The sequence below is a fragment of the Sphingomonas sp. HT-1 genome, assembly GCF_048568905.1.
Taxonomy (GTDB): domain Bacteria; phylum Pseudomonadota; class Alphaproteobacteria; order Sphingomonadales; family Sphingomonadaceae; genus Sphingomonas.
In genome coordinates, this window is sequence record NZ_CP183770.1 from 3,526,972 (window position 1) to 3,548,635 (window position 21,664).

The 21,664-nt window shown below is 64.9% G+C and carries 26 protein-coding genes; 10 read left to right on the top strand and 16 right to left on the bottom strand.

Features of this window, described 5'->3' with window-relative positions:
- Positions 1 to 9: 9 nt before the first annotated feature.
- From ACNFJ7_RS16685 to fliF, 3 genes are read right to left on the bottom strand one after another with little or no spacing between them, the layout of a single operon-like run.
- Complete coding sequence (locus ACNFJ7_RS16685) at positions 10 to 1,341, bottom strand: sigma-54-dependent transcriptional regulator (protein WP_019368477.1); 1,332 nt, start codon at positions 1,339 to 1,341, stop codon at positions 10 to 12.
- Positions 1,341 to 1,694 carry a flagellar motor switch protein FliN gene (gene fliN / locus ACNFJ7_RS16690; RefSeq protein WP_019368478.1) on the bottom strand — a complete coding sequence of 118 codons (354 nt, stop codon included), beginning with the start codon at positions 1,692 to 1,694 and terminating at the stop codon, positions 1,341 to 1,343. The genes ACNFJ7_RS16685 and fliN overlap by 1 nt, the downstream gene beginning before the upstream one ends.
- A 10-nt stretch (positions 1,695 to 1,704) precedes the next feature.
- Complete coding sequence (gene fliF / locus ACNFJ7_RS16695; RefSeq protein ID WP_019368479.1) at positions 1,705 to 3,309, bottom strand: flagellar basal-body MS-ring/collar protein FliF; 1,605 nt, start codon at positions 3,307 to 3,309, stop codon at positions 1,705 to 1,707.
- Positions 3,310 to 3,824: 515 nt separating this feature from the next.
- Here fliF and ACNFJ7_RS16700 point away from each other — a divergent pair.
- Positions 3,825 to 4,061, top strand: a complete 237-nt coding sequence (locus ACNFJ7_RS16700) for a hypothetical protein (RefSeq protein WP_019368480.1) — start codon at positions 3,825 to 3,827, stop codon at positions 4,059 to 4,061.
- A 41-nt stretch (positions 4,062 to 4,102) separates the two neighbouring features.
- Positions 4,103 to 4,519: a hypothetical protein gene (locus ACNFJ7_RS16705; protein WP_156804356.1), complete on the top strand. Its 417-nt coding sequence runs from the start codon at positions 4,103 to 4,105 to the stop codon at positions 4,517 to 4,519.
- 183 nt (positions 4,520 to 4,702) lie between these two features.
- On the opposite strand, the gene ACNFJ7_RS16710 is transcribed toward ACNFJ7_RS16705, so the two are convergent.
- From ACNFJ7_RS16710 to ACNFJ7_RS16720, 3 genes are all read right to left on the bottom strand, one after another.
- Positions 4,703 to 5,851, bottom strand: coding sequence for a TonB family protein (locus ACNFJ7_RS16710; protein WP_019368481.1), 1,149 nt, complete (start codon positions 5,849 to 5,851; stop codon positions 4,703 to 4,705).
- Positions 5,852 to 5,943: 92 nt separating this feature from the next.
- Entirely contained in the window at positions 5,944 to 6,591 is a 648-nt protein-coding gene (locus ACNFJ7_RS16715) for a FliH/SctL family protein (RefSeq protein ID WP_019368482.1), read from the bottom strand.
- A 13-nt stretch (positions 6,592 to 6,604) separates the two neighbouring features.
- Positions 6,605 to 7,639 carry a flagellar motor switch protein FliG gene (locus tag ACNFJ7_RS16720; RefSeq protein WP_152997712.1) on the bottom strand — a complete coding sequence of 345 codons (1,035 nt, stop codon included), beginning with the start codon at positions 7,637 to 7,639 and terminating at the stop codon, positions 6,605 to 6,607.
- A gap of 87 nt (positions 7,640 to 7,726) precedes the next feature.
- Between ACNFJ7_RS16720 and ACNFJ7_RS16725 the strand changes: the two genes are divergently transcribed.
- Together ACNFJ7_RS16725 and ACNFJ7_RS16730 are read left to right on the top strand one after the other, a co-directional pair.
- The gene (locus ACNFJ7_RS16725; protein ID WP_026008948.1) at positions 7,727 to 10,510 is read left to right on the top strand and encodes a hypothetical protein; all 2,784 of its coding nucleotides are present in this window, start codon (positions 7,727 to 7,729) and stop codon (positions 10,508 to 10,510) included.
- Between the two features lie 2 nt (positions 10,511 to 10,512).
- Entirely contained in the window at positions 10,513 to 10,929 is a 417-nt protein-coding gene (locus tag ACNFJ7_RS16730; RefSeq protein WP_152997713.1) for a flagellar basal body protein, read from the top strand.
- Between the two features lie 106 nt (positions 10,930 to 11,035).
- Here ACNFJ7_RS16730 and ACNFJ7_RS16735 read toward each other — a convergent pair whose 3' ends face one another.
- The 4 genes from ACNFJ7_RS16735 to ACNFJ7_RS16750 form a co-directional block, all read right to left on the bottom strand.
- Entirely contained in the window at positions 11,036 to 11,536 is a 501-nt protein-coding gene (locus ACNFJ7_RS16735; RefSeq protein ID WP_019368486.1) for an FxDxF family PEP-CTERM protein, read from the bottom strand.
- A gap of 493 nt (positions 11,537 to 12,029) precedes the next feature.
- Complete coding sequence (locus ACNFJ7_RS16740; RefSeq protein ID WP_019368487.1) at positions 12,030 to 12,455, bottom strand: hypothetical protein; 426 nt, start codon at positions 12,453 to 12,455, stop codon at positions 12,030 to 12,032.
- Complete coding sequence (locus ACNFJ7_RS16745; protein WP_037513135.1) at positions 12,452 to 12,742, bottom strand: rod-binding protein; 291 nt, start codon at positions 12,740 to 12,742, stop codon at positions 12,452 to 12,454. Before ACNFJ7_RS16745 ends, ACNFJ7_RS16740 begins: the two co-directional genes overlap by 4 nt.
- A complete protein-coding gene (locus ACNFJ7_RS16750; protein WP_419724247.1) occupies positions 12,742 to 13,803 on the bottom strand; it encodes a flagellar basal body P-ring protein FlgI in 1,062 nt (353 codons plus the stop codon). Before ACNFJ7_RS16750 ends, ACNFJ7_RS16745 begins: the two co-directional genes overlap by 1 nt.
- 153 nt (positions 13,804 to 13,956) lie before the next feature.
- Between ACNFJ7_RS16750 and ACNFJ7_RS16755 the strand changes: the two genes are divergently transcribed.
- The 3 genes from ACNFJ7_RS16755 (at position 13,957) to ACNFJ7_RS16765 (ending at position 16,044) form a co-directional block, all read left to right on the top strand.
- Positions 13,957 to 14,346 (top strand): flagellar assembly protein FliX, encoded by a 390-nt coding sequence (locus ACNFJ7_RS16755; RefSeq protein ID WP_019368490.1) that lies wholly within the window; start codon positions 13,957 to 13,959, stop codon positions 14,344 to 14,346.
- A gap of 195 nt (positions 14,347 to 14,541) precedes the next feature.
- Entirely contained in the window at positions 14,542 to 15,507 is a 966-nt protein-coding gene (locus ACNFJ7_RS16760; protein WP_019368491.1) for an SGNH/GDSL hydrolase family protein, read from the top strand.
- A gap of 54 nt (positions 15,508 to 15,561) precedes the next feature.
- Positions 15,562 to 16,044: a GNAT family N-acetyltransferase gene (locus tag ACNFJ7_RS16765; protein WP_019368492.1), complete on the top strand. Its 483-nt coding sequence runs from the start codon at positions 15,562 to 15,564 to the stop codon at positions 16,042 to 16,044.
- Positions 16,045 to 16,054: 10 nt separating this feature from the next.
- Here ACNFJ7_RS16765 and flhB read toward each other — a convergent pair whose 3' ends face one another.
- Genes flhB through flgC form a run of 5 tightly spaced genes read right to left on the bottom strand, consistent with a single transcriptional unit; the run spans position 16,055 to position 18,913 of the window.
- A complete protein-coding gene (gene flhB, locus ACNFJ7_RS16770; RefSeq protein WP_019368493.1) occupies positions 16,055 to 17,128 on the bottom strand; it encodes a flagellar biosynthesis protein FlhB in 1,074 nt (357 codons plus the stop codon).
- A complete protein-coding gene (gene fliR, locus ACNFJ7_RS16775) occupies positions 17,128 to 17,886 on the bottom strand; it encodes a flagellar biosynthetic protein FliR (RefSeq protein ID WP_019368494.1) in 759 nt (252 codons plus the stop codon). The genes flhB and fliR overlap by 1 nt, the downstream gene beginning before the upstream one ends.
- Positions 17,883 to 18,146, bottom strand: coding sequence for a flagellar biosynthetic protein FliQ (locus ACNFJ7_RS16780; RefSeq protein WP_019368495.1), 264 nt, complete (start codon positions 18,144 to 18,146; stop codon positions 17,883 to 17,885). Before ACNFJ7_RS16780 ends, fliR begins: the two co-directional genes overlap by 4 nt.
- A gap of 18 nt (positions 18,147 to 18,164) precedes the next feature.
- Entirely contained in the window at positions 18,165 to 18,482 is a 318-nt protein-coding gene (locus ACNFJ7_RS16785) for a flagellar hook-basal body complex protein FliE (protein WP_026008950.1), read from the bottom strand.
- 23 nt (positions 18,483 to 18,505) lie between these two features.
- Entirely contained in the window at positions 18,506 to 18,913 is a 408-nt protein-coding gene (gene flgC, locus ACNFJ7_RS16790; protein ID WP_019368497.1) for a flagellar basal body rod protein FlgC, read from the bottom strand.
- Positions 18,914 to 19,028: 115 nt separating this feature from the next.
- Between flgC and ACNFJ7_RS16795 the strand changes: the two genes are divergently transcribed.
- Genes ACNFJ7_RS16795 through fliP form a run of 3 tightly spaced genes read left to right on the top strand, consistent with a single transcriptional unit; the run spans position 19,029 to position 20,675 of the window.
- Positions 19,029 to 19,265: a FliM/FliN family flagellar motor switch protein gene (locus tag ACNFJ7_RS16795; RefSeq protein WP_019368498.1), complete on the top strand. Its 237-nt coding sequence runs from the start codon at positions 19,029 to 19,031 to the stop codon at positions 19,263 to 19,265.
- A gap of 14 nt (positions 19,266 to 19,279) precedes the next feature.
- Positions 19,280 to 19,939 (top strand): flagellar biosynthetic protein FliO, encoded by a 660-nt coding sequence (locus ACNFJ7_RS16800; protein ID WP_236704385.1) that lies wholly within the window; start codon positions 19,280 to 19,282, stop codon positions 19,937 to 19,939.
- Complete coding sequence (gene fliP, locus ACNFJ7_RS16805) at positions 19,932 to 20,675, top strand: flagellar type III secretion system pore protein FliP (protein WP_019368499.1); 744 nt, start codon at positions 19,932 to 19,934, stop codon at positions 20,673 to 20,675. Before ACNFJ7_RS16800 ends, fliP begins: the two co-directional genes overlap by 8 nt.
- Positions 20,676 to 20,685: 10 nt before the next feature.
- Here the strand turns inward: fliP and ACNFJ7_RS16810 are convergent, their stop codons facing one another.
- Positions 20,686 to 21,609: a bifunctional riboflavin kinase/FAD synthetase gene (locus ACNFJ7_RS16810; RefSeq protein WP_019368500.1), complete on the bottom strand. Its 924-nt coding sequence runs from the start codon at positions 21,607 to 21,609 to the stop codon at positions 20,686 to 20,688.
- Between the last annotated feature and the right edge of the window lie 55 nt (positions 21,610 to 21,664).

Genomic DNA, 21,664 nt, shown 5'->3' on the forward strand with positions numbered 1-21,664 from the left:
AAATAGGAGTCAGGGCGCGGGCGAGACGGCAATGCCGGCTTCGATGAAGCTGCGCAGCTTGTTGCGCATCGTGCGAACCGAGATGCCGAGGATGTTGGAAGCGGAAGTGCGATTGCCGTGGCAGCGCTCCAGCGTCTGCAGGATCAGCTCGCGTTCCACTTCTTCCACGGTGCGGCCCACCAGGCTGTTGATGTCGAGCGCGCTGGCGTCTGTCGTCAGTTCGGCGAGCGGCGTGCCGTCGGCGCGGACGAGATCGCCCGGCTGGATGGCGGCGGCGCGGCCGAGCAGGATCGCGCGATGGACGGTCTCATCGAGCTCGCGAATATTGCCGGGCCAGGAATGACGCTGGATCAGCGCCATGGCCTCGTCGGTGAAGGCGCGCGGCGGCATCCCGTCGGCTTCGGCATGGCGCTTGGCGAAATAGCGGGCCAGCGCGATGATGTCGTCGCCGCGCTCGCGCAGGGGCGGCACTTCGATCCGCACCAGCCCCAGCCGGACCAGCAGGTCCGCGCGGAATGCGCCGGCGTTCACCAGCGCATCCAGGTCGATGCTGGTCGTGGCGATCAGCCGGGCGTGGAAGGGAACGACATCGTCGCCCGCCAGCCGGCGGAACTGCTGCTTCTGCAGCACGTCGTGCAGCTTGGCCTGCAGCGCGGGCGAAAGCACGCCTACCTCGCGCAGCAGGATCGTGCCGTGACCCGCTTTTTCCAGCCGGCCGATGCGCCGGGCGACGGCGCCCGGGAAGGCGCCGGCTTCATGGCCGAACAGTTCGGATTCGAGCACGTCGGGGGCGACGCCGGCGCACTCGGCGACCAGCATCGGCTGCGCCCGGCCAGAGGCATCGTGCACCGCGCGGGCGGTCACTTCCTTGCCGCTGCCCTTTTCACCGGTGATCAGCACCGGGGCGCCGCTGGGCGCCACGGCGGCGGCGAGCGAAAGCGCGCGCGCCAGCGCCGGGTGGCCGCCGATCCAGGCGGGCGCTTTGCGCTCGACGACCGATGCGATCGCCGCGGCGATCAGCTCGCGCTGGGGGGGCAGGGGTACGTAGTCGCGGGCACCGGCGCGTATCGCCGCCACGGCGCGCTCCGCCGGCGCGTCGATGCCGCAGGCGAGCACGGCGATGGTGAAGCGTTCGGCGCGGATGCTCTGCATGAAGCCGGCGATGTCCGCCTCCACGTCGATCATCACCAGATCGGCGCCGCCCTGGCGAAGCTCGATCAGCCCGTCCTGCGGCGTATCGGCCATCGCCACTTCCGCGCCGGCGCTGCGGGCCAGCTCGGCGGCGAGCCGAAATTCGCTGCCGGGTGCGCCGATCAGGAGCATGCGGATCGAGGATGCCATCAGCGATCGGCCCGTACGATTTCGGTGAGGGTCACGCCCAGCGCATTGTCGATCAGAACCACTTCGCCGCGGGCGATCAGGCGATCGTTGACGAAAATGTCGACCGGCTCACCGACGCGGCGGTCGAGTTCGAGCACGGTACCCGAGGTGAGGTTGAGCAGATCGCCGATCGGCATGCGGGCGCGGCCTAGCACGGCCTGTACCTTTACCGGCACGTCGTGCACGGCTTCCAGGCCGCTCATGCCGGCGGGCGCTTCCGGGTTGCCGCCGGGCAGTTCGAAATCCTCGAAGTCCGGCACCTGCTGGGGCTCGCTGCCGTCCGAAGGGATGATGTCGTGGGGATCGATCGTCATCTGATAGTTCCTATGCGTTCATCCATTGGCGGATCACCGATGCCGCCTCGGGCGGGCTGGCGGCGATCGTCGAGCCGATGCGCTTCAGCGCGGAGAGTTTGATGCGCCCGTCCACCTGGGCGAGGGCGATTTCCTGATCGAGCAGCGCCGGTTCGGTGGCACCGATCGCTTCCAGCTGCTGCAGCGCCTCGGGGTCTCCATCCGCGGCACGCTCGGTGAGCAGGCGGACTTCCTCAGCATGCTGCTGCGCTTCGATCTGGGTCATTTCCGGCGCGACCGGCAGCGGTTCGGGCTTCGGCTTCAGCATCCGCAGCACCAGCAGGCCGACTCCGGCGATCAGGGCGAGCTGCAGGAACGTCCAGATCCGGTCGAGCGGCAGGTTGGCGAACAGGCCACCCTTGTCTTCTTCCACCGGCACGGCGGAGAAGGGCATGCTTTCCACCACCACGCTGTCGCCGCGCTGGGTGTCGATGCCGGCGGCGTTCTCCACCAGCCGCTGCAGACGCTGGATCTGGTCGGCCGGAAGTCCCTTGGGGCCGCCATCGACCATCACCGCAACCGTCAGGCGCGTGACCTTGCCCGGCGCGCGGACGGTAACCGTCCGGGTCGAGCTGTTCGAATAGGTGGTGTCTTCCGACGTCTGGTTGCTGTTCGACTGGCGCGAGGAGCCGGGGGCCGCCGGATTGGCCTGCGCGTCCGGCAGCTGGTTGGCAACCGACGCCGTCTGCGGGCCCGGATCGGTTTCGCGATTCTGGTCGCCGGTCTCGACGCTCACCTGGCGGGCGACGACCTGCTTGTCGGGATCATAGATATTCGATTCCTCGCGCGTCTGGTCGCGATCGATCTGGGCGGAGACCTCCGCGCGCACCTTGCCCTCGCCGACGATCGGTTGCAGCAGCGCCTCGATCTCGGCGCGCAGCTTGGCTTCCACGGCCTGCTGGCGTTCGTCGGCGTCGCCGGCACCGGCCGTGTCGGGGTCGCCCGCGCGGGCGAGCAGTGCGCCGGTCTGGTCGACCACCGAAATCGCGTCGGGCGACAGCTCGGGCACCGAGGACGAGACGAGATAGCGGATCGCCGCGATCGATTCCGAGCTGAGATGGCTCTTCGTCTTCACCGTCACGGCCGCCGTCGCCTTGCGGCTTTCATTGGCGAACATCGCCCGTTCGGGCATCACGATGTGCACCCGCGCGGCGGTGACGTTCTGGATGGTCTGGATCGACTTGGAAAGCTCGCCCTCGATGGCGCGCGTCTCGTTCATCTTTGCGCGGCTGGCGGACACGCCGAAGGGCTGTTCCTCGTCCAGCACTTCATAGCCGATCTTGCCGCCCAGCTTTTCGCCGGCCATGCTCATGCGCAGCTGCGCGAGCTTTTCCTCGGGCGCCATGATCGCGGTGCCGTCGGCGGAGAGCGTGTACGGCACGTTCTGCGCCTTCAGCTTCTCCGTGATCGTCGCGGCGGCCGCGGGATCCAGATCGGTGTATAGATAGCCCATGTTGGACTTGGAGCTGGTCATCGCCACGATGGTCAGCGCCGCCATCAGCGCGATCGCCACGCCCCCCATCAGCATGAGCCGCTTGGAGCCCAGTTGAGCTACCAGATTCTTGATCGCTTCCAAAGCCGCCCCATGCACTAACTACGGGGCGCGGAATGCCCCTGGTCTTTCCTAGTTATAGAAGGCCGGGGCGCGGCAGTTTCTGCCGGGTGGGAATTTTTTGCCTAGCGCGCGACGGAGCAGAAGCCGGCACGTCCACGGACCAGAAGGCGCGGGCTGCCGCCCGATCCCAGTCGCTCAGCGTCGCAATCCTGGTACCCGAACCTGCCGTTGGTCCATCTCCGACGGCGAAGGTTCGCTTGACGGGGCTTGGGCCTTTGCCGTCGTTCCGAAACGGCACGTCGGATGACTCCTCCTCCCCGAAGCCAACCTCCATCGTTTGTTCGACCGTTGGGCGGAACCACGGAACGTGGAGCGCTGCGAAAAGGCGGGTCTAAGGTCCGAAAGCTCGCACTTTCGCGTTCGCTTGGCCGACATGCGGTGACGTGCTCCCCTGAAACTCCTCCAGTGTGAGGTAGTCCTCGATCAAGGAGGATGAAGATGAAGCGCAGCAGGTTTTTCAGAAGATTCCGAAGCTCGTGAAGCTGGGGCTGCTAATCAGCGCGCCTGACGGCAATGACGCCCGCAAACGGGCATTCTCGCTGACTGCCGAAGGCCACCGCCAAGTTGAGCGATTCCAACATTGCCGATCGCTGATAATGAAAGCCTATGGAGGCCTGTTTGCCGAAGTGGGCGATCTGTCCAGGTTGATCTCGAAGACCTCGTCGTCCCTGCGCGGCCGATCGTTGAACGAACGGATCGGCAACCAATCCTGATCCGTATCCGCTCTGCACAACGGCATTTTCTCGGACCAGCGATGCTGCAAGGTTTTGCGCTGGGCGATGGGAAGGTTCTGGCGGAAGCTGCCGTAAAAGGCTCGACCGGCACGCGACGCATCTCGGTTGGCAACTGCCGCAAGTTGCAGCTGGCAACAGCTATGCGCATCGGTTTCCCCGAAACCGGTCAGGTCCGCTTCCCTCCCGCTCCGGCATCCGCGGCGACTTGCGCCGGCTGCTATGTTCCCCATATGTGCCGAAGTTCCGCTTCGGGCGGCCGCTCTTTGACCCTGTTCGATGCTGCCTTTGCGCATGAAGCAACACACTTCATGGGCTCGCCCTGCAGGTACAAGGCGAAACGCTTCACGCGCCTAAACTTCCTAAACTTCGGCATTCCCTCCGCGGCCCGTCGCGACACCCGCCGAAACGCGCGCACGCCTAAACTTCCTAAACTTTAGGGTTCCTCGGCGGTCCGTTGAGCGACCCGTCAAAACGTGCGTACGCCTAAACTTCCTAAACTTTGCCGGTTGGCCACCGCCTCGGTGCGGCGACTTTGCACGCCTTCTCAGTCGGTCGTCATGGCGCTCCGGCGGGTGGGGAGGGCGCATCCCCCAGGACGCGGGTCGGCGTGGCGCTGGCGGTCAGCTGTCGGTAGCCGCGGGCTCCTGGCCCTTGTTGGGCATGACGAAGCGCACGAGATCGACGCAGCCGCTTCGCCCCGTTGGCGACGATCCCTGGCGCGCATTGCGAACGATGTCGCGCGCCTGATAGCCGAACGCATCGGCGGGTTCGGCCCTTAGGACACGGACGTTGCCGATCTCGCCCCAAGGCGCGACGTCATAGGCGATGATCGCCCAACCCTCGATCCGGCGCTGCACGAAGCCGGCGGGAAATTGCAGCCTGGGCATCGACGTCCATTTGGTGTCGGCTTCCGGGCAGCGTGCGTCGGCCGGCTGCATGCTGCTCTTTTCCGGAGGCGGCGGCGCGGCGATCGTCGCCTCGCTCCTGCGATAATAGGGGTAGGTGCAGCCGTGCCGCGCTTCGTGGGCGTAGCGCGTTTGCCGCACCGCCTTGATCGACGCGCGGTCGAGCGCGGCATTGCCGTCCGACGCGACGATACGGACGTTCACCGGCCGGCCCTTCGCGTTTATGTCAAACGCCGTCATCGCATAGGCCCAGGCACCGGGCGCGATGGCGATGTCCTCGAAGGCTGGGTAGGCGCGCAGCCGCAACTTCGGGCTTCCGGCGCCCATGCAGTCGGTATCGGCCGGGTGGATGCGCCGGAACAGCGCCTGCTGGCCGCCCTGTCGCGGATGCGGCGCTACCAGATATCGTGCCACCACCGGCGGCGGCGCGTCCGCGATCGACCATTTGCGTGCTTCGAACCGTACCGTGCAGTTGCGCCGTTCGCCCGGCGCGAAGCGCGCGGTTGCGAACGCGGGCACCAGATCGTCGTCGCTATAGAAGAGTCGGCTCGGGCTCAGCGCATCGGGAGACGGGTTCATACGCGCGATGCCGAGCGGGCGACCCTGGGCGTCGATCCGGAAGGATATCGTCACCGGTTGCAGCTGGTTGGCGCCCGTGCCGAACGCTGCAACCGGCAAGGGCGGTTCATAGCGGGCGAATGCCACCGGGCCGCCCTCACAGCGCGCCTCGCCCGGCGCCAATTCCACCAGCGACAGGCTGGGCGCAGCGGCATGCGGCGCTGCAATCGGCGGCGGTGGCGCATTCCACTCCTGCACGGCGCCGGAGAAAGCGAGCAGCGACAAGGGGAGCAAGCGCAGGATCATGCCGCGCAGGCTGCCGCCCTTTGCTTACATCTTCAAGTCAAATGCAAGAAAAGCGCGCGCTTTTCTTTAAGCGCGGCTAGACTCGGCCTGTCTTAATGCAGCAGCAGGCTCTCCAGTTCGGCTGCCACGGCATCGCGACGCGCCTGGGCGCTGAGGGCAAGGCCGCCCTCGTCCCAGTTGATCAGCGCATCGCCCAGCGCCAGCGTCGCATCGGGCGCGACGCTCAGGTTCAGCCGGCGCCTGTCCTTCGACTGGCGTTCGGCGATCTTGGCTTCGATGTCGTCCACCAGATCGGGGTGGACGCGCACCTGCAATTCGGTGCCGCGTGCAACCTGGCCCAGTACCCGGCCGATCGCCGCGTCCACGGCATCGCCCGGCGCGCGTTCGATGGCGCGTGCCGCGATGTGATCGGCGGCGGCGAGCGCGACTTCGGTCGCCTCGCTGGTCACCCGCTCGGCGATTTCGGTGAATTGCGCATCGATCACCTCGATGCCGGCATGCAGCGCGTCGACCGCGTTGAGCAACGCGACTTCGCGCTCACCGCGTGCCTGCGCCAGCCCGGCTTCGAAGCCTTCGGCGCGGGCGCGGGCAATCACTGCCTCCTGATCCGATTTGAGCAGCGCAATCTCGGCGCGAAGCGCGGCAAGTTCGATCAGTGCATCTTCGTCGACCAGCTTCTTTTCCGGCACCGGCGCGGAAAAGACGCGATCGAAGGCGAAACGTTCGACATGGATGCTCATGCGGCCATGCTCCTCAGATAATCATTGCGTCGTCGGACTTGGGATCGACCAGCAGGATTTCGCCGCGATCGGCGAGGTCCTTGGCCAGGCGGACGAGGCTCGACTGCGCCTCCTCGCAATCGCGCGCGCGCACCGGGCCCATGCCGGCCATGTCCTCGCGCATCAGCTTGGCGGCGCGCTCGGTCATCGCGTTGAAGAACATCGTCTTCAGCTGATCCGGGGCGCCCTTCAGCGCCAGCGCCATCTCGCGCTTGTCGGCATTGCGGACGATCGACGCGATCGCCGGCGGCAGCAGGTTGGCGAGATCCTCGAAGGTGAACATGAGGGCGCGGATGCGTTCGGCGCTTTCCGGCGCCTTGGCGTCGAGCGCGGTGAGCATCGCTTCCTCGGTCGAGCGGTCGAGCGAGTTGAACAGCTCGGCCATGCTTTCGTGCGGATCGCGCTTCTGCGAGCGGGAGAGGTTGGTCATGAACTCGGTCTTGAGCGTCTGCTCGACCTGGTTGATGACTTCCTTCTGCACCGTGTCCATCCGCAGCATGCGCATGATCACGTCGACCGCGAATTCGCGCGGCAGCTCGGCCAGCACGCGCGCGGCATGGTCCGGGCGCAGCTTGGAGAGGATGACCGCGACGGTCTGCGGATATTCCTGCTTGAGCGCGCCGGCCAGCACGGTTTCGGACACGTTGGACAGCTTGTCCCACATCGTCCGCCCCGAGGGACCACGGATATCCTCCATGATCTCCTTCACCTTGTCGTTCGGCAGAATGCCGGCGAGCAGGCGTTCGGTCGTCTCGTAGCTGCCGTGGAGCGAGGCCATGCTCGCGACTTCGCCGGTGAATTGGACGAGCAGATACTCCACGACGGTGCTGGGGATACGGCCCAGGCCGGCAATCGTCGAGGACAGCTCCTTGATTTCGTCGGTGGAAAGCTGATCCCAGATCGGCGCGCCATGTTCACGGCCGAGCGCGAGCATCAGCGCAGCCGCGCGCTGCGGCCCCGAATATTTCTTCAGTTCGGGCGGTTCACCCACCGTGGCGACAGAAGCCATGTTCATCCCTGCAGAAAATGGACCGTGCGCCGCCGCAGGGCCGCGCTTTCCTCTATTATAGACTTGTTAGGGGAAGGAACGGATCGGATGACGGTTAATTTATCGGCAAGTCTTGTGGGGCTGAGCATGCTCAGCGGCCAGAATGCCTTTTCGTTGACTGCGCCTATCGCGTTCGAAAGCAAGGCGGTGCGCACCGCCAAGGCGCAGTTCACTCTCGCGCCGACGACGCCGCCCTGGAAGGATCCGGACGTTAAGCCGGCTTCGGCATCGCAGATTTCCTCGATCCTCGCCGCTCGCACCCTCCTCGAAAAATCCAATGTCGACGGCAGCGGCAAGCTGTTGCCGGACGACGTGCAGACCAGCTTCACCACCTATAAGGCGCTCGACAAGCTCCGGGTGCTCGCCGAAGCCGCGGCGGCCAAGACGACGTCCGATGCGCAGCGGGCAAGCTATCAGAAGGCGTTCTCCAAGGGGCTCGCGGAGATCCAAGGCTTTCTGGCCACCGCGCCGTCTGACAAGGTCAACCTCGCCTTCGGCCGTCCGACCTCGACGGTCGCTTCCAGTCAGCTCGCATCCTCCAACATCTACGAGGTGGCCGGCAAGCCCCTGGTGAGCAAGCGTTCCGATCCGTTGCCTGGACTCAAGGGCGATGAGCAGTTCGAAATCACCCTTAACCGCCCAGCTCTGACGCAGAAGTTCACGATCGATCTGGCCCAGGGCCCGCAGCCGCCGACGATGGACTCGGTTGTCGATGCGCTCAATGCGCAAATCAGCTCGGTCCTGGTCTACCAGGCGGACGGCACGCCCCAGCTCGACAGCAAGGGCAATCCCGTATCGCGCTGGCTTGCCCGTTTCGAGCCGGAGTTCAAGGACAATAAATGGGGCCTCCGGCTCAGCGTGCCCGATGGGCTCGAGCAGGTTTCGCTGGACCAGATAAATTCGAAGGATTCTCTGGTCGTCGCCACCGGCCAGACGGCGCTCGATGCGCCGACCGCTACCCAGGTGTTCCGCCTGAACGATCCTGCCGGAACGCCCACCAACGTGGCGATGGGGACGATCCAGGCGCTTGATCGCACGCTGACCAAGCAGAACGAACTCGCCGGCAAGACGACCAACGTCACCACCACTACCGTGGACCTCGACGGGAAGGTACAGAAGAAGACCGAAAAGACCAGCAACGCCTATGCCAGCACGGATGCGGCGGCGGCGGTCAGCGACGGGCAGGGCTATACCTATGTCGTCGGCACAACCAAGGGCGATCTGGGCGCCAACCTGTCGGATGGCGACAACAATCTGTTCCTCACCAAGATGGACGGGGCCGGCAACGTCGTGTGGCAACGGAGCCTTGGCGCCACCGGGACGGCTACCGGAGCGTCGGTGTCGCTGGGCGCAGATGGCAGCATCGTCGTTGCGGGCACAGTCACCGGCAATTTCAACGGCGTCACGGCCGATGGGGACATGGTCGTCGCCAAATATGCTGCCAATGGCGACGAGAAATTCTCTACCGTCGTGCGCTCGACTGGGATCGACAGCGCGAAGGCGGTGACGGTAGGCACCGATGGCTCGGTCTATGTCGCGGGTCGGGTCTCCGGCGAAGGCGGCGACGCGATGATCGCCCGGATAGACAGCACCGGCAAGCTCGCCGAGCGCCGTACGATCGGCACCACGGGCAGTGATTCGATCAACGCGCTCGCGATCGGTGCCGACGGGAACGTCCTCGCGCTGGTCTCGCAGGACGGGAATGCCAAGGTCCTGAAAATGGACGCGGCGGCGCTATCGACGGATCTCGGCAGCATCGACCTCGGCAAGGCTGATGCCCGCGCGATCGCCGTCGCAGCCGATGGCAGCATCGCCATCGGTGGCGCGACGAACAGCGCGATCAGCGGCAACCAAATCAACAGCATCAGCGGCGAGCGCGACGGTTTCGTCACCCGGATCGATGCGGGCCTGACGAGCGCGAGCACAACCTATATCGGTACCGGTGCCGACGAACAGGTCGACAGCATCGCGTTCCTCGGCAACGATCTATACGCTGGCGGCCGCACGACGGGCGATCTGGCGCAGACGCGGCGCGGCCCCGTGGACGGCTTCGTCACTCGGATCGATACGGCCACCGGCCAGATCGCCAGCACGCAGCAGTTCGGCCAGGCGCTGCTTCGCACCGAACCGGTGCGCATCACGGCGGACAAAGGCGGCGACAATGCGCTGGCCGCACTAGGCTTTGGCCGCGGAACGCTGAACCCCGTAGTATCGGACAAGGTAACGACGCAGACGACCATGCGACCCGGCGACAGCTTCTCGATCCGTGTCAACGATGGTGCAATCCGCAAGATCACGATCGAAGCCAATGATACGCTGAAGACAATCGCCGATCGAATGCAGGGCATGATCGGTGCATCGAGAGCTACGGTGACCGCAACCTCCGTCGACGGCGTCCAGTCGCTGCGTATCAGCATGAAGGCTGGTCACGAACTGGACCTGATCGCCGGCCCCGGCGAGACCGACGCGCTGGCGAAGCTGGGGCTTGAGCCGCAGAGCATCGTTAACCAGGGCTCGGTTAGCGCGTCGGCGCCGAAGGTGCGCCCCGGCGGCAGCTATGGTCTCGATCTGAGCGAAGCGTTGAGTCTTTCGAATCTGGACAACGCCAAAGTTGCGCTGGCGAAGATCACCGATGCCATATCGGTATCGCAGAGCGCCTATCGATCGCTCTATTGGGATGATGCCAAGGCAACCCTTGCCGAAGGCACGGTGAAGAATACCAAGACCGGCAAGGGTTCGACCGCGATCCAGAAGTCGCAACTCGCGAATTACCAGGCTGCGCTGTCACGGCTCAGCCAGAATAACTCAACTTCCATTTTCTTTGGGCTGTAACCATGTCTGAAATGCCATCGATCTTTTCTGCGATCCAGCTGCGGATGCAGAACTTGGCGCAACGCCAGCAGGTGATAGCCCAGAATCTCGCGAACAGCGAAACCACGGGCTACAAGGCGCGCGACGTCTCCGAGCCCAATTTCGGCGATCTGTTGGGAAGCAGCGGGGTCACCGTATCGAAGCCGCAGGTGCAGTTGACCGGTGCGATGAAGAGTCTGGGCGCAGTGCAGCCGGTGGGCAGCGGCATCGTCTTTGACAAGAATGTGAGCGAGACCAAGCCCGACGGCAACAACGTCACGCTTGAAGAGCAGCTGCTGAAGATGGGCAAGGTCCAGGCCGATTTCAGCGCGATGACCAACATCTATCGCAAGCAGCTTTCGATGCTGAAGACGGCGCTTGGGAAGGGCGGCAACGGCTGATCGCCGTTCACCGCGCGGCCGGTTGCGCGTAGACCGGCGGGTGCACCCACAAAAAAAAGGGGCGCAGGCAATGCCTGCGCCCCTTCTTCTTGGCTTTGCAGCAGGTTCAGGCGATCGCAGCGCGCGGCGAGCGGCGACGGCGCAGTGCCGCACCCGCCATGCCGACACCGGCGATCATCATGCCCCAAGCAGCCGGCTCCGGCACCGCGACGAAGTCGATCGTCGCGCTGTACGAAGCGACGCGGTTGGTGGTGTTGCGCACCGACACGATCAGGTCATAGGTACCGCCAGCGGCGATGTTGAAGATCGTCTCGACGCCCGCGACCGGGGTGAACGTCACGCCGTTGAACGAAGCCGACAGGAACGTCAGATTCGCCGTGGTGAAGGTGAGCTTCGCCTGGCCTGCCGACGGCAGGCTGATCTTGAACGTGTCGCTCGCCGTAACGCCCGCGGTACGGCGGACGTTCGAGAAACCGCCGGTCGTGCCGTCGAACGAGCAAACGGTCGAACCGTCGCACAAATAGGTTGCTGCCTGCGCGGTGCCGGTCATGGCATAGGCGCCGGCGATCATCGCCGCGCTCGCAAAAATCGTCTTCAAACGCTTCATATTAAGACCTCCCTCTAGCCAAGCTTCCAGCCATGAGCCCTCCGCCGACATGGACAGGTTCACTTAGACTCGTTCTGGCTGACAGGTCCTTCATAGCTCAACTGCACATAATTTACAGCTACATTTTAAAGACTGTTTAACCATCATTTTTAGAAAATGAAAACAATAATTTAGCTGGCATTTCTTCGCAAGTATTAGGTGGCAGACAACCCGGATTGGCACACCGGTTCGTCGCGGTGCAACAAAGAATCGGAAAGAAGAAGCGAAGTCATCGGGATAGTGTTCCTACTGCCCTAAAGGGCCGAAGCGGCGGCAACCCCTGCTTAGGAGCAGGCCGCACCCTGGTCGGCTGTCCGTCGCACGGGACGAAAAACGCCGTCATCGCGCATGGGCGGGATCCACGGGCTCTAGGGCAATGTTCTCGCACCAGCTCACCAGCTCACCAGCTCACCAGCGAATGCGGTCGCGCTTTCGCAAGTGTATTGCGCGCGGCTCAGAGCCGCGCGTTGATCGAGATCGGGGCTGGTGCGTCTAGCCCGGCTATGCCGCCACAGGCGCCATAGGTCGTGCTGCGGCTGCCGGTGAGGCGCTGGGCCTCTGCGGCGATCGCGGCCATCATGTCCGCCGACAGCTCGATCTGGCGCGAAAGAATGCGGGAATTCACCAGCGAAGCGTCGCGCAGCGCCTGGCTCGCCTCCGCCAGGCATGTGCGGTCTTCCAGTGCCAGCGTTTCCAGCCAGTCCTCAGGATGTTCGCGCTTCATGCGGGCGATTTCGGCCTCGATCTTGCCGGCAAGGCGCAGCTTGGCATTGGCGATCTCGCCTAGCTCCGGAATGTAGGGCGTGCGCGAAAGGCGCTCGCTCTCCTCTTCCATCAAGGCGGTTAGGGACACCATGGCGTCGACGAGCTGGGTGATCATTTCTGTCCTTGCTGTAGCTTGAGGATCTGGTCGAGCACGGCCGGGGCGAGGCCCACGCCGCCACGACGCGCCATTTCAGTGCCGAGCTTTTCGGCGAGAATGCCGCGGAACATCTCTTCGCCCGCACCGCCAGAGAAGTTGCTGTCCTGCTCGACGCTTTCGAGCATCAGCTTCGCCATCTGGCCCAGGAAGACGCCTTCGAAATCCTCTGCCGTCTTGGCGTTCTTGGGGTCCACCTTGGGCGTTTGCGGCGCGGGGGTGGAGGCGAGAATCGGCTTGCTGTCCATCATTGCACCTCGATTTCAGCCTGGAGCGCACCGGCAGATTTGATGGCCTGAAGGATGGTGATCAGGTCGCGCGGCGATACGCCAAGCGTGTTGAGGCCGCTCACGAGCGATTGGAGCGAGGGGCCATTGATCACCGCTAGACTGGCGCCATTGCCGTCGTTCACCTGCACCTGCGTGCGCGGCACCACCGTCGTCTGGCCGTTGGAAAAGGGGGCGGGCTGGGAGACCTGGGGTGCCTCGGTTACCGTGATGGTTAGGCCGCCTTGGGCGATCGCGACCGGGGTGATCCGCACGTCGCTGTTCATCACCACGGTGCCCGATGCTTCGTTGATCACGACGCGCGCTGCCTGATCCACCTTCACTTCCAGATCGCCGATCTGAGTGACGAGATCGATCACCGAACCCTGGCCGCCGGCGGTGCCGCGCACCTCCACGGTCGAGGGATCCAGCATCTGCGCGGCGCCGGGATAGCGGCCGTTGATCGCCCGGGCGATCCGATCGGCGGTGTTGAAGTCGGGATTCTTGAGCGCCAGCTTGAGGCTGGTCGAGGATCGCAGCGCGAACGGCACTTCGCGTTCGATGATCGCGCCGCCGGCGATCCGGGCGGAGGTGGTGACGCCGCGGCTCACGCTGGCAGCAGCGCCCTGGCCCCGGAAGCCGGAAACCGCGAGCGGCCCCTGGGCAACGGCGTAAATTTCGCCGTCCAACGCGCGCAGCGACGACGCGATCAGCGTGCCGCCCTGCAGGCTGGTGGCGTCGCCCAGCGCTGATACCTGGACATCGATCCGCGATCCCGATCGTGCGAACGGCGGCATGGTCGCGGTAATCGACACGGCCGCCACATTCTGCGTCCGCATCTGGGTGCCGCGGATGTTAACCCCCATCCGCTCGAGCATCGACTGCATCGACTCCTCGGTAAAGGGCGCGTTGCGGATGCGATCGCCGGTGCCAGCGAGGCCGACCACCAGGCCATAGCCAACCAATTGGTTTTCACGGACATTTTCTACGTCCACGATGTCCTTGATCCGCGTCTGCCCGATCGCTTCGGGCGCGCCGGTCATGGCGAGCAGAAGCGCCAGCAGCGATGGGAACAGACGGTGCATAAACCTCTCGGTGGAAGTGGAAACTTAACGCTAATCTTCTTATAGAAAGAGGAGAGCCAACGGGGCTCGAGAGGGTTGGAATTCGTGCGTATCGACAGCCTTTCACCGATTATGGCGCGCAACCTGCTGGGGGTGTTGCCAAAATCCGTGTCCGGCCTGCGCGCGGGGGCGGAAGAAGCGCCCGCTCCGGCCCTGCAGCCTTCGCCTGCGACCGCTGCGGTTCCGGTGACCACGGTGCAGATGCTGGTCGCGATCGCGGTCACCAATCCGGTGGCAGAGCGTCGTCGCAAGCTCGCCCGCAAGGCCGAACGCGGCATTGATCTGCTCGATCGGCTGCACAAGGAACTGGTGTCCGGAACTGCTAGTGCCGAGCGGCTGCGCGACATCGTCGACTGGACGAAGACGATGTCGCCGCCCGACGATCCGGCGCTGGCCAGCCTGATGAGCGATATCGAACTGCGCGTTCGGGTCGAACTCGCCAAGCTCGACATCGAGGTATAGGCGAAGCCGCGGCTTTGCTTTGGTTCGAAGCCGCAATGTTTATACTGCGGCGTCTTTGCCGATGTTCCTGCAAATATCGAATAGTATTCGCCGGCCCTGACAACCTGCTTGGTGTGACGCATATTTTGCGTTAAACAATGGTTAACAGGGAGAGGAATCGCTATGCAAATTGCGCGGATTCTTGGCGTGTGCGCCATGCTCGTGGCTTGTCCTGCGTCGGCAGGCGCGGTCAGCTATTCCGGACTATATGTATTCGGCGACAGCCTGGTGGACTCAGGCAATGTCTATGTCAAAACGGGCGGCGCGCTGGCAAGCGGTGCCGATGGCTATTATGGCGGCCGTTTCTCGAACGGGTTCAACTTCGCCGACTATCTGTCGATCCACTTTGCCGGCACGCCCGCTACGGCGGCGCTGCTCGGCGGCAGCAACTTCGCCGTCGGTGGCGCCAATGCGGCGTACGCACCGGGTGAAGTGAGCCCCAGCTTCCTCGCACAGGTGGCGGCCTTCGCCAGCGGCGGCACGCCGATCACCAGCGATGCGCTCGTGCTGGTCACCTTTGGCGGCAACGATGTGCGCGACACGATCGGCACCGGCGGCACGATCGATTTCACCGCGGCGGCGACGGATCTCGCGCTCGGGTTGAACCAGCTATATGCGCTCGGCGCTCGGAACTTCGTGGTCACGGGTGCCCCGGATATCGGGCAGCTGCCGGTATCGATCGGCACGGCGGGGGCCATCCCCGGTAGGCTTGCGGAACTGACCGATCGTTCGCAGCAGATCAGCACCGTGCTGTCGACGCAGACCACGATGCTCGATTCGATGCAGGGCGCGAATGCGCAGTTCTTCGATCTCTTCGCCTATCAGCAGGCGCTGCTCGCCGATCCGGGCAGCTTCGGGCTGCCCGCCGGCCTGAACACCACTACGCCCTGCCAGATCGTCGGCGGTGGCGAGCCGCAGATCGCGAACTGCGATAATGCGCTATACTTTGATGCCATCCATCCCACCACGCAGGTTCATGCCGCGATCGCGACTGCGATTATCGGCCAGCTGAACGCCAGCGCAGTTCCCGAAGCGGAAAGCTGGGCGCTGCTGATCATGGGGTTTGCCGGAACGGGCGTGGTGCTCCGTCGCCAGCGGTTCCGGGCGGCTGCGCCCGCCTGAGCTTGGGCCGCCGGGCCTGTTTGCGTGCCGCCAGATCTCCGCTAGGCGACGAACATGGACGTGCGAACCGCCACATCGGCCGATGCCGACGCTCTCTGGTCGATCCTCGAACCCGTTCTGCGTGCGGGCGAAACCTACGCGTTGGATCGCAATCTCCCACGCGAGGATGCGCTCGGCTATTGGCTGAACACGGATCGCCAGGCCTTCGTTGCCGTCGAGCGGGAGCGGGTGCTGGGCACCTATTATCTTCGCGCCAACCAGGGCGGCGGCGGCGCGCATGTCGCCAATTGCGGCTATGCCACGCTGGCCGAGGCGCGGGGGCGGGGCGTCGCGCGCGCCATGGCCGAACACTCCTTTGCCGAGGCAAAGGCGCGGGGATTCCGGGCAATGCAGTTCAACTTCGTGGTGAGCAGCAACGCGCCCGCCGTACGCCTGTGGCATGCACTGGGTTTCGAAACGGTGGGGCGAGTTCCACAGGGTTTTGATCATCCCACCCTGGGGTTTGTCGACGCGCTGGTGCTGTACCGCCGGCTTTAGAACATGCCAGTCAGCGCCGGTTGCGGGCGATTTTCAGGACGTAGCTGATCACTTCCGCCACTGCGGCGTAATGTTCCACGGGGATCGGGCGATCCAGCTCCGCACTGGCATAGAGCGCGCGCGCGAGCGGGCGGTTTTCCACCAGCGGGATGTTGTTGGCGGTCGCGATCTCGCGGATCTTCAGCGCGATGGTGTCGACGCCCTTGGCCACCACCACCGGCGCGCCCATTGCGCCATGATCATATTGCAGCGCCACGGCATAGTGCGTCGGGTTGGTGATCACGACGCTGGCTTTTGGCACATTTGCCATCATCCGGCTGCGCGACCGCTGCATCTGCATGGCGCGGATCTTGCCCTTGATCTTGGGGTCGCCTTCGCTCTGCTTGTATTCGTCCTTCACTTCCTGAAGGCTCATGCGCATCCGCTTCATGTAGGAGCGGCGCTGCCAGACGAAGTCGAACAGCGCGAGCGCGCCGACGAGCGTCGCGATCGGCCGCAGCATCGCCAGCACGATGCCGCTGGCGACGCCACCTGCATCGACGAGGTCGGCGCCCACCAGCCGATCGATTGTGGCGGCATGCGGCCAGGCGATAGCGCCGGCGATGCCCGCGACCAGGCACAGCTTGGCGAATGTCTTGAGGAATTCGACCATGGCCTGCTTGCCGAACATGCGCTTGGCGCCACTGGCCGGATTCAGCTTGTTCCACTTGGGCTTGATCCGCGACCAGGAGATCATCGGCCGGCCCTGCAGCACGCCGCCCAGCAGTGCGAAGCCGAACAGCGCCGCCAGGATCGGCGTCAGCGCCGTGGCAATGGCGGCGAACAGGCCGGTGGCAAAATCCTGCCCGCCGTCCGGCGTGATCTGGAAATCCTCTGCGCCGCCCCATAGCCGCACGAACAAGTTGCCGAGATGCTGGATTGTATAGGTGCCAAGACCGCCCATCACCACCAGCGCGGCGGTGAACATCGCGGCGTGACGCATCTCCGGCGCCATCGGCACGTCGCCACGTTTTCGGGCGTCTTCCAGCTTCTTGTCGGTAGGTTCCTGTGTCTTGTCGTCCGACTCGTCGCCGCCGCCCGCCATCACCAGCCCCCTTGCATCGCATCGCCCATGGCGCGGGTGAAGAAGGTTAGGATGGTGCCGATGGTGGTGATGGTCAGCGCGATGCCGAGCAGCAGGTTGAGCGGCTGGGCGATGAAGAACACCTGGATCGCCGGTGCCACTCGGGCCGCGAGGCCAAGCGCGACGTTGAAGACGATGCCATAAACCAGGAACGGCGCGGCCAGGCTGATCCCCAGCGTCATCGAGCGCTCAATCGCCTGCACCGCCAGTTCGGCGAAATCGTGCATCGGCGGCATGCCGCCGATCGGGAAGGACTGGTAGCTATGCACGATCGCGCCGAGCCACAGGTGATGCACCTGCATGCCCATGCAGGTCAGCGCCGCGACGAGGCCGACCAGCTTCGACAGGATCGGCGCCTGGCCCGATTGCGAGGGATCGAACATCACCGCGGCTGACAGGCCGATCTGCATGCTGATCAGCGATCCGGCCATGGAGATGGCGAAGAACAGGATCTTCACGATCATTCCCATCGCCAGGCCGGTGATCAGCTCGGTGACGAGCACCGCCGGCAGGATCGCGCCGGCTTCCACCGCCATGCGGGCGGGGGCGCCGATCAGCCCATACATTGCCGCGGACATGGCGAAGGCGATGAACAGGCGAATGCGGCCGGGAATGGCATCTTCCCCGAACACCGGCAGCAGCATCAGCACCGCGCCCACCCGTGCGAACACGATGAAAAACGCGGAGACGTGCAGCGCGAGATCGGGGGGAACGATCATCCGTGGATGATCATGTCACTGATCTTGCCCATGAACTGGCCCAGAGCCTGGCCGATCGTGGGAAGCATCAGCAGGAACACCAGCCCCATCGCTACCAGCTTGGGCACGAAGGTGAGGGTGGTTTCCTGGATCTGAGTCAGCGCCTGCAGCAGGCCGACGAAAACGCCCACGATCAGCGACGTGAGCAGCAGCGGCCCTGCCACCGTGAGGATCAGCACCAGCGCGGCTTCGGTAAGGCCGATGAGTTCGGTAGGCGTCATGGCGCTGGCCTGGCCGGATCAGATCTGCATGCGCATGATGTCGGTATAGGCGCCGACCACGCGGTCGCGCACCGCCACCATCGTGTCGAGCGCGGTTTCTGCGGCGCCGATCGCGGTGACGACGTCGATCAGGTCGCCCTTGCCGGCCACCTGCTTGGCCGATGCCGCTTCGGCGGAGCGCAGCTTGTCTGCCGTGCCGCCGACCAGGTTTTCGACCATCGCGCCGAAGCCCGAAGCGCCGCCGGTCTCGCCGGTGTCGCTCGCCTTGCCCAGGCTATCCCCCAGGGACGCGACTCGGCCATACGCCTTGGTGGCGTCCAATGCTCCGATAGACATGAGAGACTACCCCTTCGTTTCGCTTATTTCAGCAGATCAATGGTGCGCATCGTCAGGCTCTTTGCCGCTTCGATGGCGTTGAGATTGGCTTCGTAGCTGCGCTGCGCCGCCTTCATGTCGGCGCTTTCGATCAGCCCGTTGACGTTCGGCCGCAGCACATAGCCCTGCGCGTCGGCCGCGGGATGGCCCGGCTGATAGACGCGGGTGAAGTTCGACTGGTCGCCCTGGATCGACTTCACCTTTACGCCGGTCGCGCCGGTCGCCCGATCGACTTCGGCCTGGAAGCTCACCACGCGGCGGCGATAGGGGTCGCCTCCCGGCGTTTCGGCCACCGAGTCCTGGTTCGCCAGATTTTCCGCGATCACCCGCATGCGCAGCGACTGGGCGCGCAGGCCCGATGCGGAAATGCCCAGCGAAGCATCCAAATCCATCTGTCCATCCTCCACGGCCCGAAACGGCCCACCCCATCATTGTAGGCAATTTTTGCCGGGCCGGGCGCAGGGGGCGGAAAAAAGGTTCCTATAAGTCTGGTGGAAAGGGAGACGCATGTCGGTACTCGACGGAATTATGATCGAAATGGCGGTAGTGCTCGGTTCTACCGAAGTGCCCGTCCGGCAGATCCTGCAGATGAGCCGCGGCGCCATGATCCCGCTGGATTGCGGCCAGGACGATCCCAGCATGGTCTATGTAAACGGCGAGCTCGTCGCCACGGGCCGCATCCTCGTCGACGGCGAGGTTATGTCGCTCGAAATCTCCGAACTCATTAAAAAGTCGCGCAACTGATGGACCTCTTGTCGATGTTGCGTACCCTGGGTGCGCTCGGGCTGGTGCTGGGGATGCTCGCTGGTGCCCTTTGGGCGGTGCGACGCTATGATTTGCGCTTGCCGGGCCGCGTGGCCGGGGGCGGGCGCAAGCGCGTCGAATTGGTCGAACGTCTCGCCGTCGACGCCAAGCGGTCGGTGGCGCTGATCCGTCGCGACGGATGCGAGCACCTGATCCTGATCGGGCCGGAAGGCCATGCGACGATCGAAACCGGGATCGTGGCGCCGGTGCAGCCGACTGCCGAAGTGCCCGCTGAAGCGCCCGCTCGAATCGAGGACGACGTCGCCACGCTGAAGGCCGGAGTGGCCAAGCTGGCCGGCAAGCTCGATTTCCGCGCGATGGTGGATCGTATCCGCCCCGACGCCGAAGCGCCTGCCGTCGAACCTACGCCCGAGTTGGTGGCGCCCGTTGCAGCGGAGTTCGTGCCGTCGACCGAGATGGAGCCCGTCCCTGCGGCCGCGCCCGAACCGCGCGCGCTTGTCGCGGCGAACGATGCCGAACCCGCGCCCGCCGATCCCGAGCCCGCCGCGGCGACCGGGTCGCGCGCCCGCGCCCGTGCAGCCGCCCGTACCCGCGCCCCGCGCGACACCACGCGCTGGAACAAGCGCGCGGTGCGCGAGGCGCTCAATGCGTAAATTCCTCGTCGCGGCCTTCCTGCTGATCGTGCTTCCCGTTGCGGCGCACGCGCAGGTGGCCGCACCGGCACAGGGTGCGACCATCAGCATCGGTGGCGAAGGACCGCTTTCGGCGAAGGCGATCCAGCTCGTCCTGATGATGACGGTGCTCAGCCTTGCACCGGGCCTGCTCATGACAGTGACGAGCTTCACCCGGATGGTGGTGGCGCTGTCACTGCTGCGCACCGGCATCGGTACGCCCGGCGTTCCGCCGAACCCGGTTATCATCAGCCTCGCGCTGTTCCTCAGCTTCTTCGTGATGGCGCCGACCTTCGAAAAGGCATGGGCCGACGGGGTCGAGCCTTACACCAAGGGCAAGCTGACCGAGACAGTGGCGTTCGAGAAGACCACCGAGCCTTTTCGCCAGTTCATGCTTGGCCAGGTGCGTGACAGCGATCTCAAGCTGTTCGCCGATCTGGCGAACAAGAAGATCGCGACGCGGGCGGAAACGCCGCTGACGACGCTCGCGCCGGCCTTCATGATCTCCGAACTGCGCCGCGCGTTCGAGATCGGCTTCTTGTTGCTGCTGCCGTTCCTGGTGATTGATCTGGCGGTATCCGCCGTGCTGATGGCGATGGGCATGATGATGCTGCCGCCGCCGACGATCGCCCTGCCGATGAAGATCATCTTCTTCGTGCTGGTCGATGGTTGGGCGCTGGTTGCAGGCTCGCTGGTGAAAAGCTTCCTGCCACACTGACCGCGGCAGTTCAGGCCTTCAGCAGCTCCCGCGCTCGAGCCGCATCGGCGTCCATTTGCTTGGTCAGTGCTTCCAGGCTGTCGAACTTCGCCTCGGGACGGAGATAGTCGATCAGCGCGACTTCTACCGTCTGGCCATAGAGGTCGCCGCTGAAATCGAAGAAATAGCTCTCCAGCAGCTCCACCGGCGGGTCGAAGCTGGGACGGATGCCCAGATTGGCAACCCCGTCCAGTACGCGCCCGTCGGCCAGCTGCCCGCGCACGGCATAGATGCCATAGGCGGGGCGGAGATATTTGCCGAGGCGCATGTTTGCCGTGGGATAGCCCAGCTGCCGGCCGAGCTTGGCGCCGCCTTCCACAACGCCGGCAATCGCGAAGGGCCGGGTGAGCAGTGCCGCGGCTTCGCGCGGCTCGCCCACCTGCAGATGCGCGCGGATGCGGCTGGAAGAGACGATCGCGCCTTCCTGCATCACTGGCGCCACCGCTTCCGCCGTGAAGCCCAGCGCAGTGCCTAATGCGGCGAGCGTCGCGACATCGCCCTCACGGCCCTTGCCGAAGGTGAAATCCTCGCCCGTCACCACGCCCGCCGCGCCGATCGTTTCGATCAGCTGTTCTGCGAACTGGCGCGCGGACAGCCGCGCCAGCGTCGCGTCGAAATGGAAGACCAGCATGGCATCGGCGCCAGCGGCGGCGAATAGGCGCTCGCGCTGGTCCAACGTCGTCAGGCGGAAGGGCGGCGCATCTGGCTGGAAGAAGCGGCGGGGATGGGGATCGAACGTAGCGACGATCGCCGGCCGGCTTTCTGCCCGCGCGCGTTCCACCGCCCGGCCGACCACGGCCTGGTGCCCGAAATGGAAGCCATCGAAATTCCCGAGCGCGACGATCGCGCCCCGGAGGGGAAGCGGAACCGCCGAGCCGCCGTCCAGCCGCTGCATGCGGCTGGCTATAGGGATCGGTGCGGGCGATGCCAATGGGTTGGGGGCGCTTTGC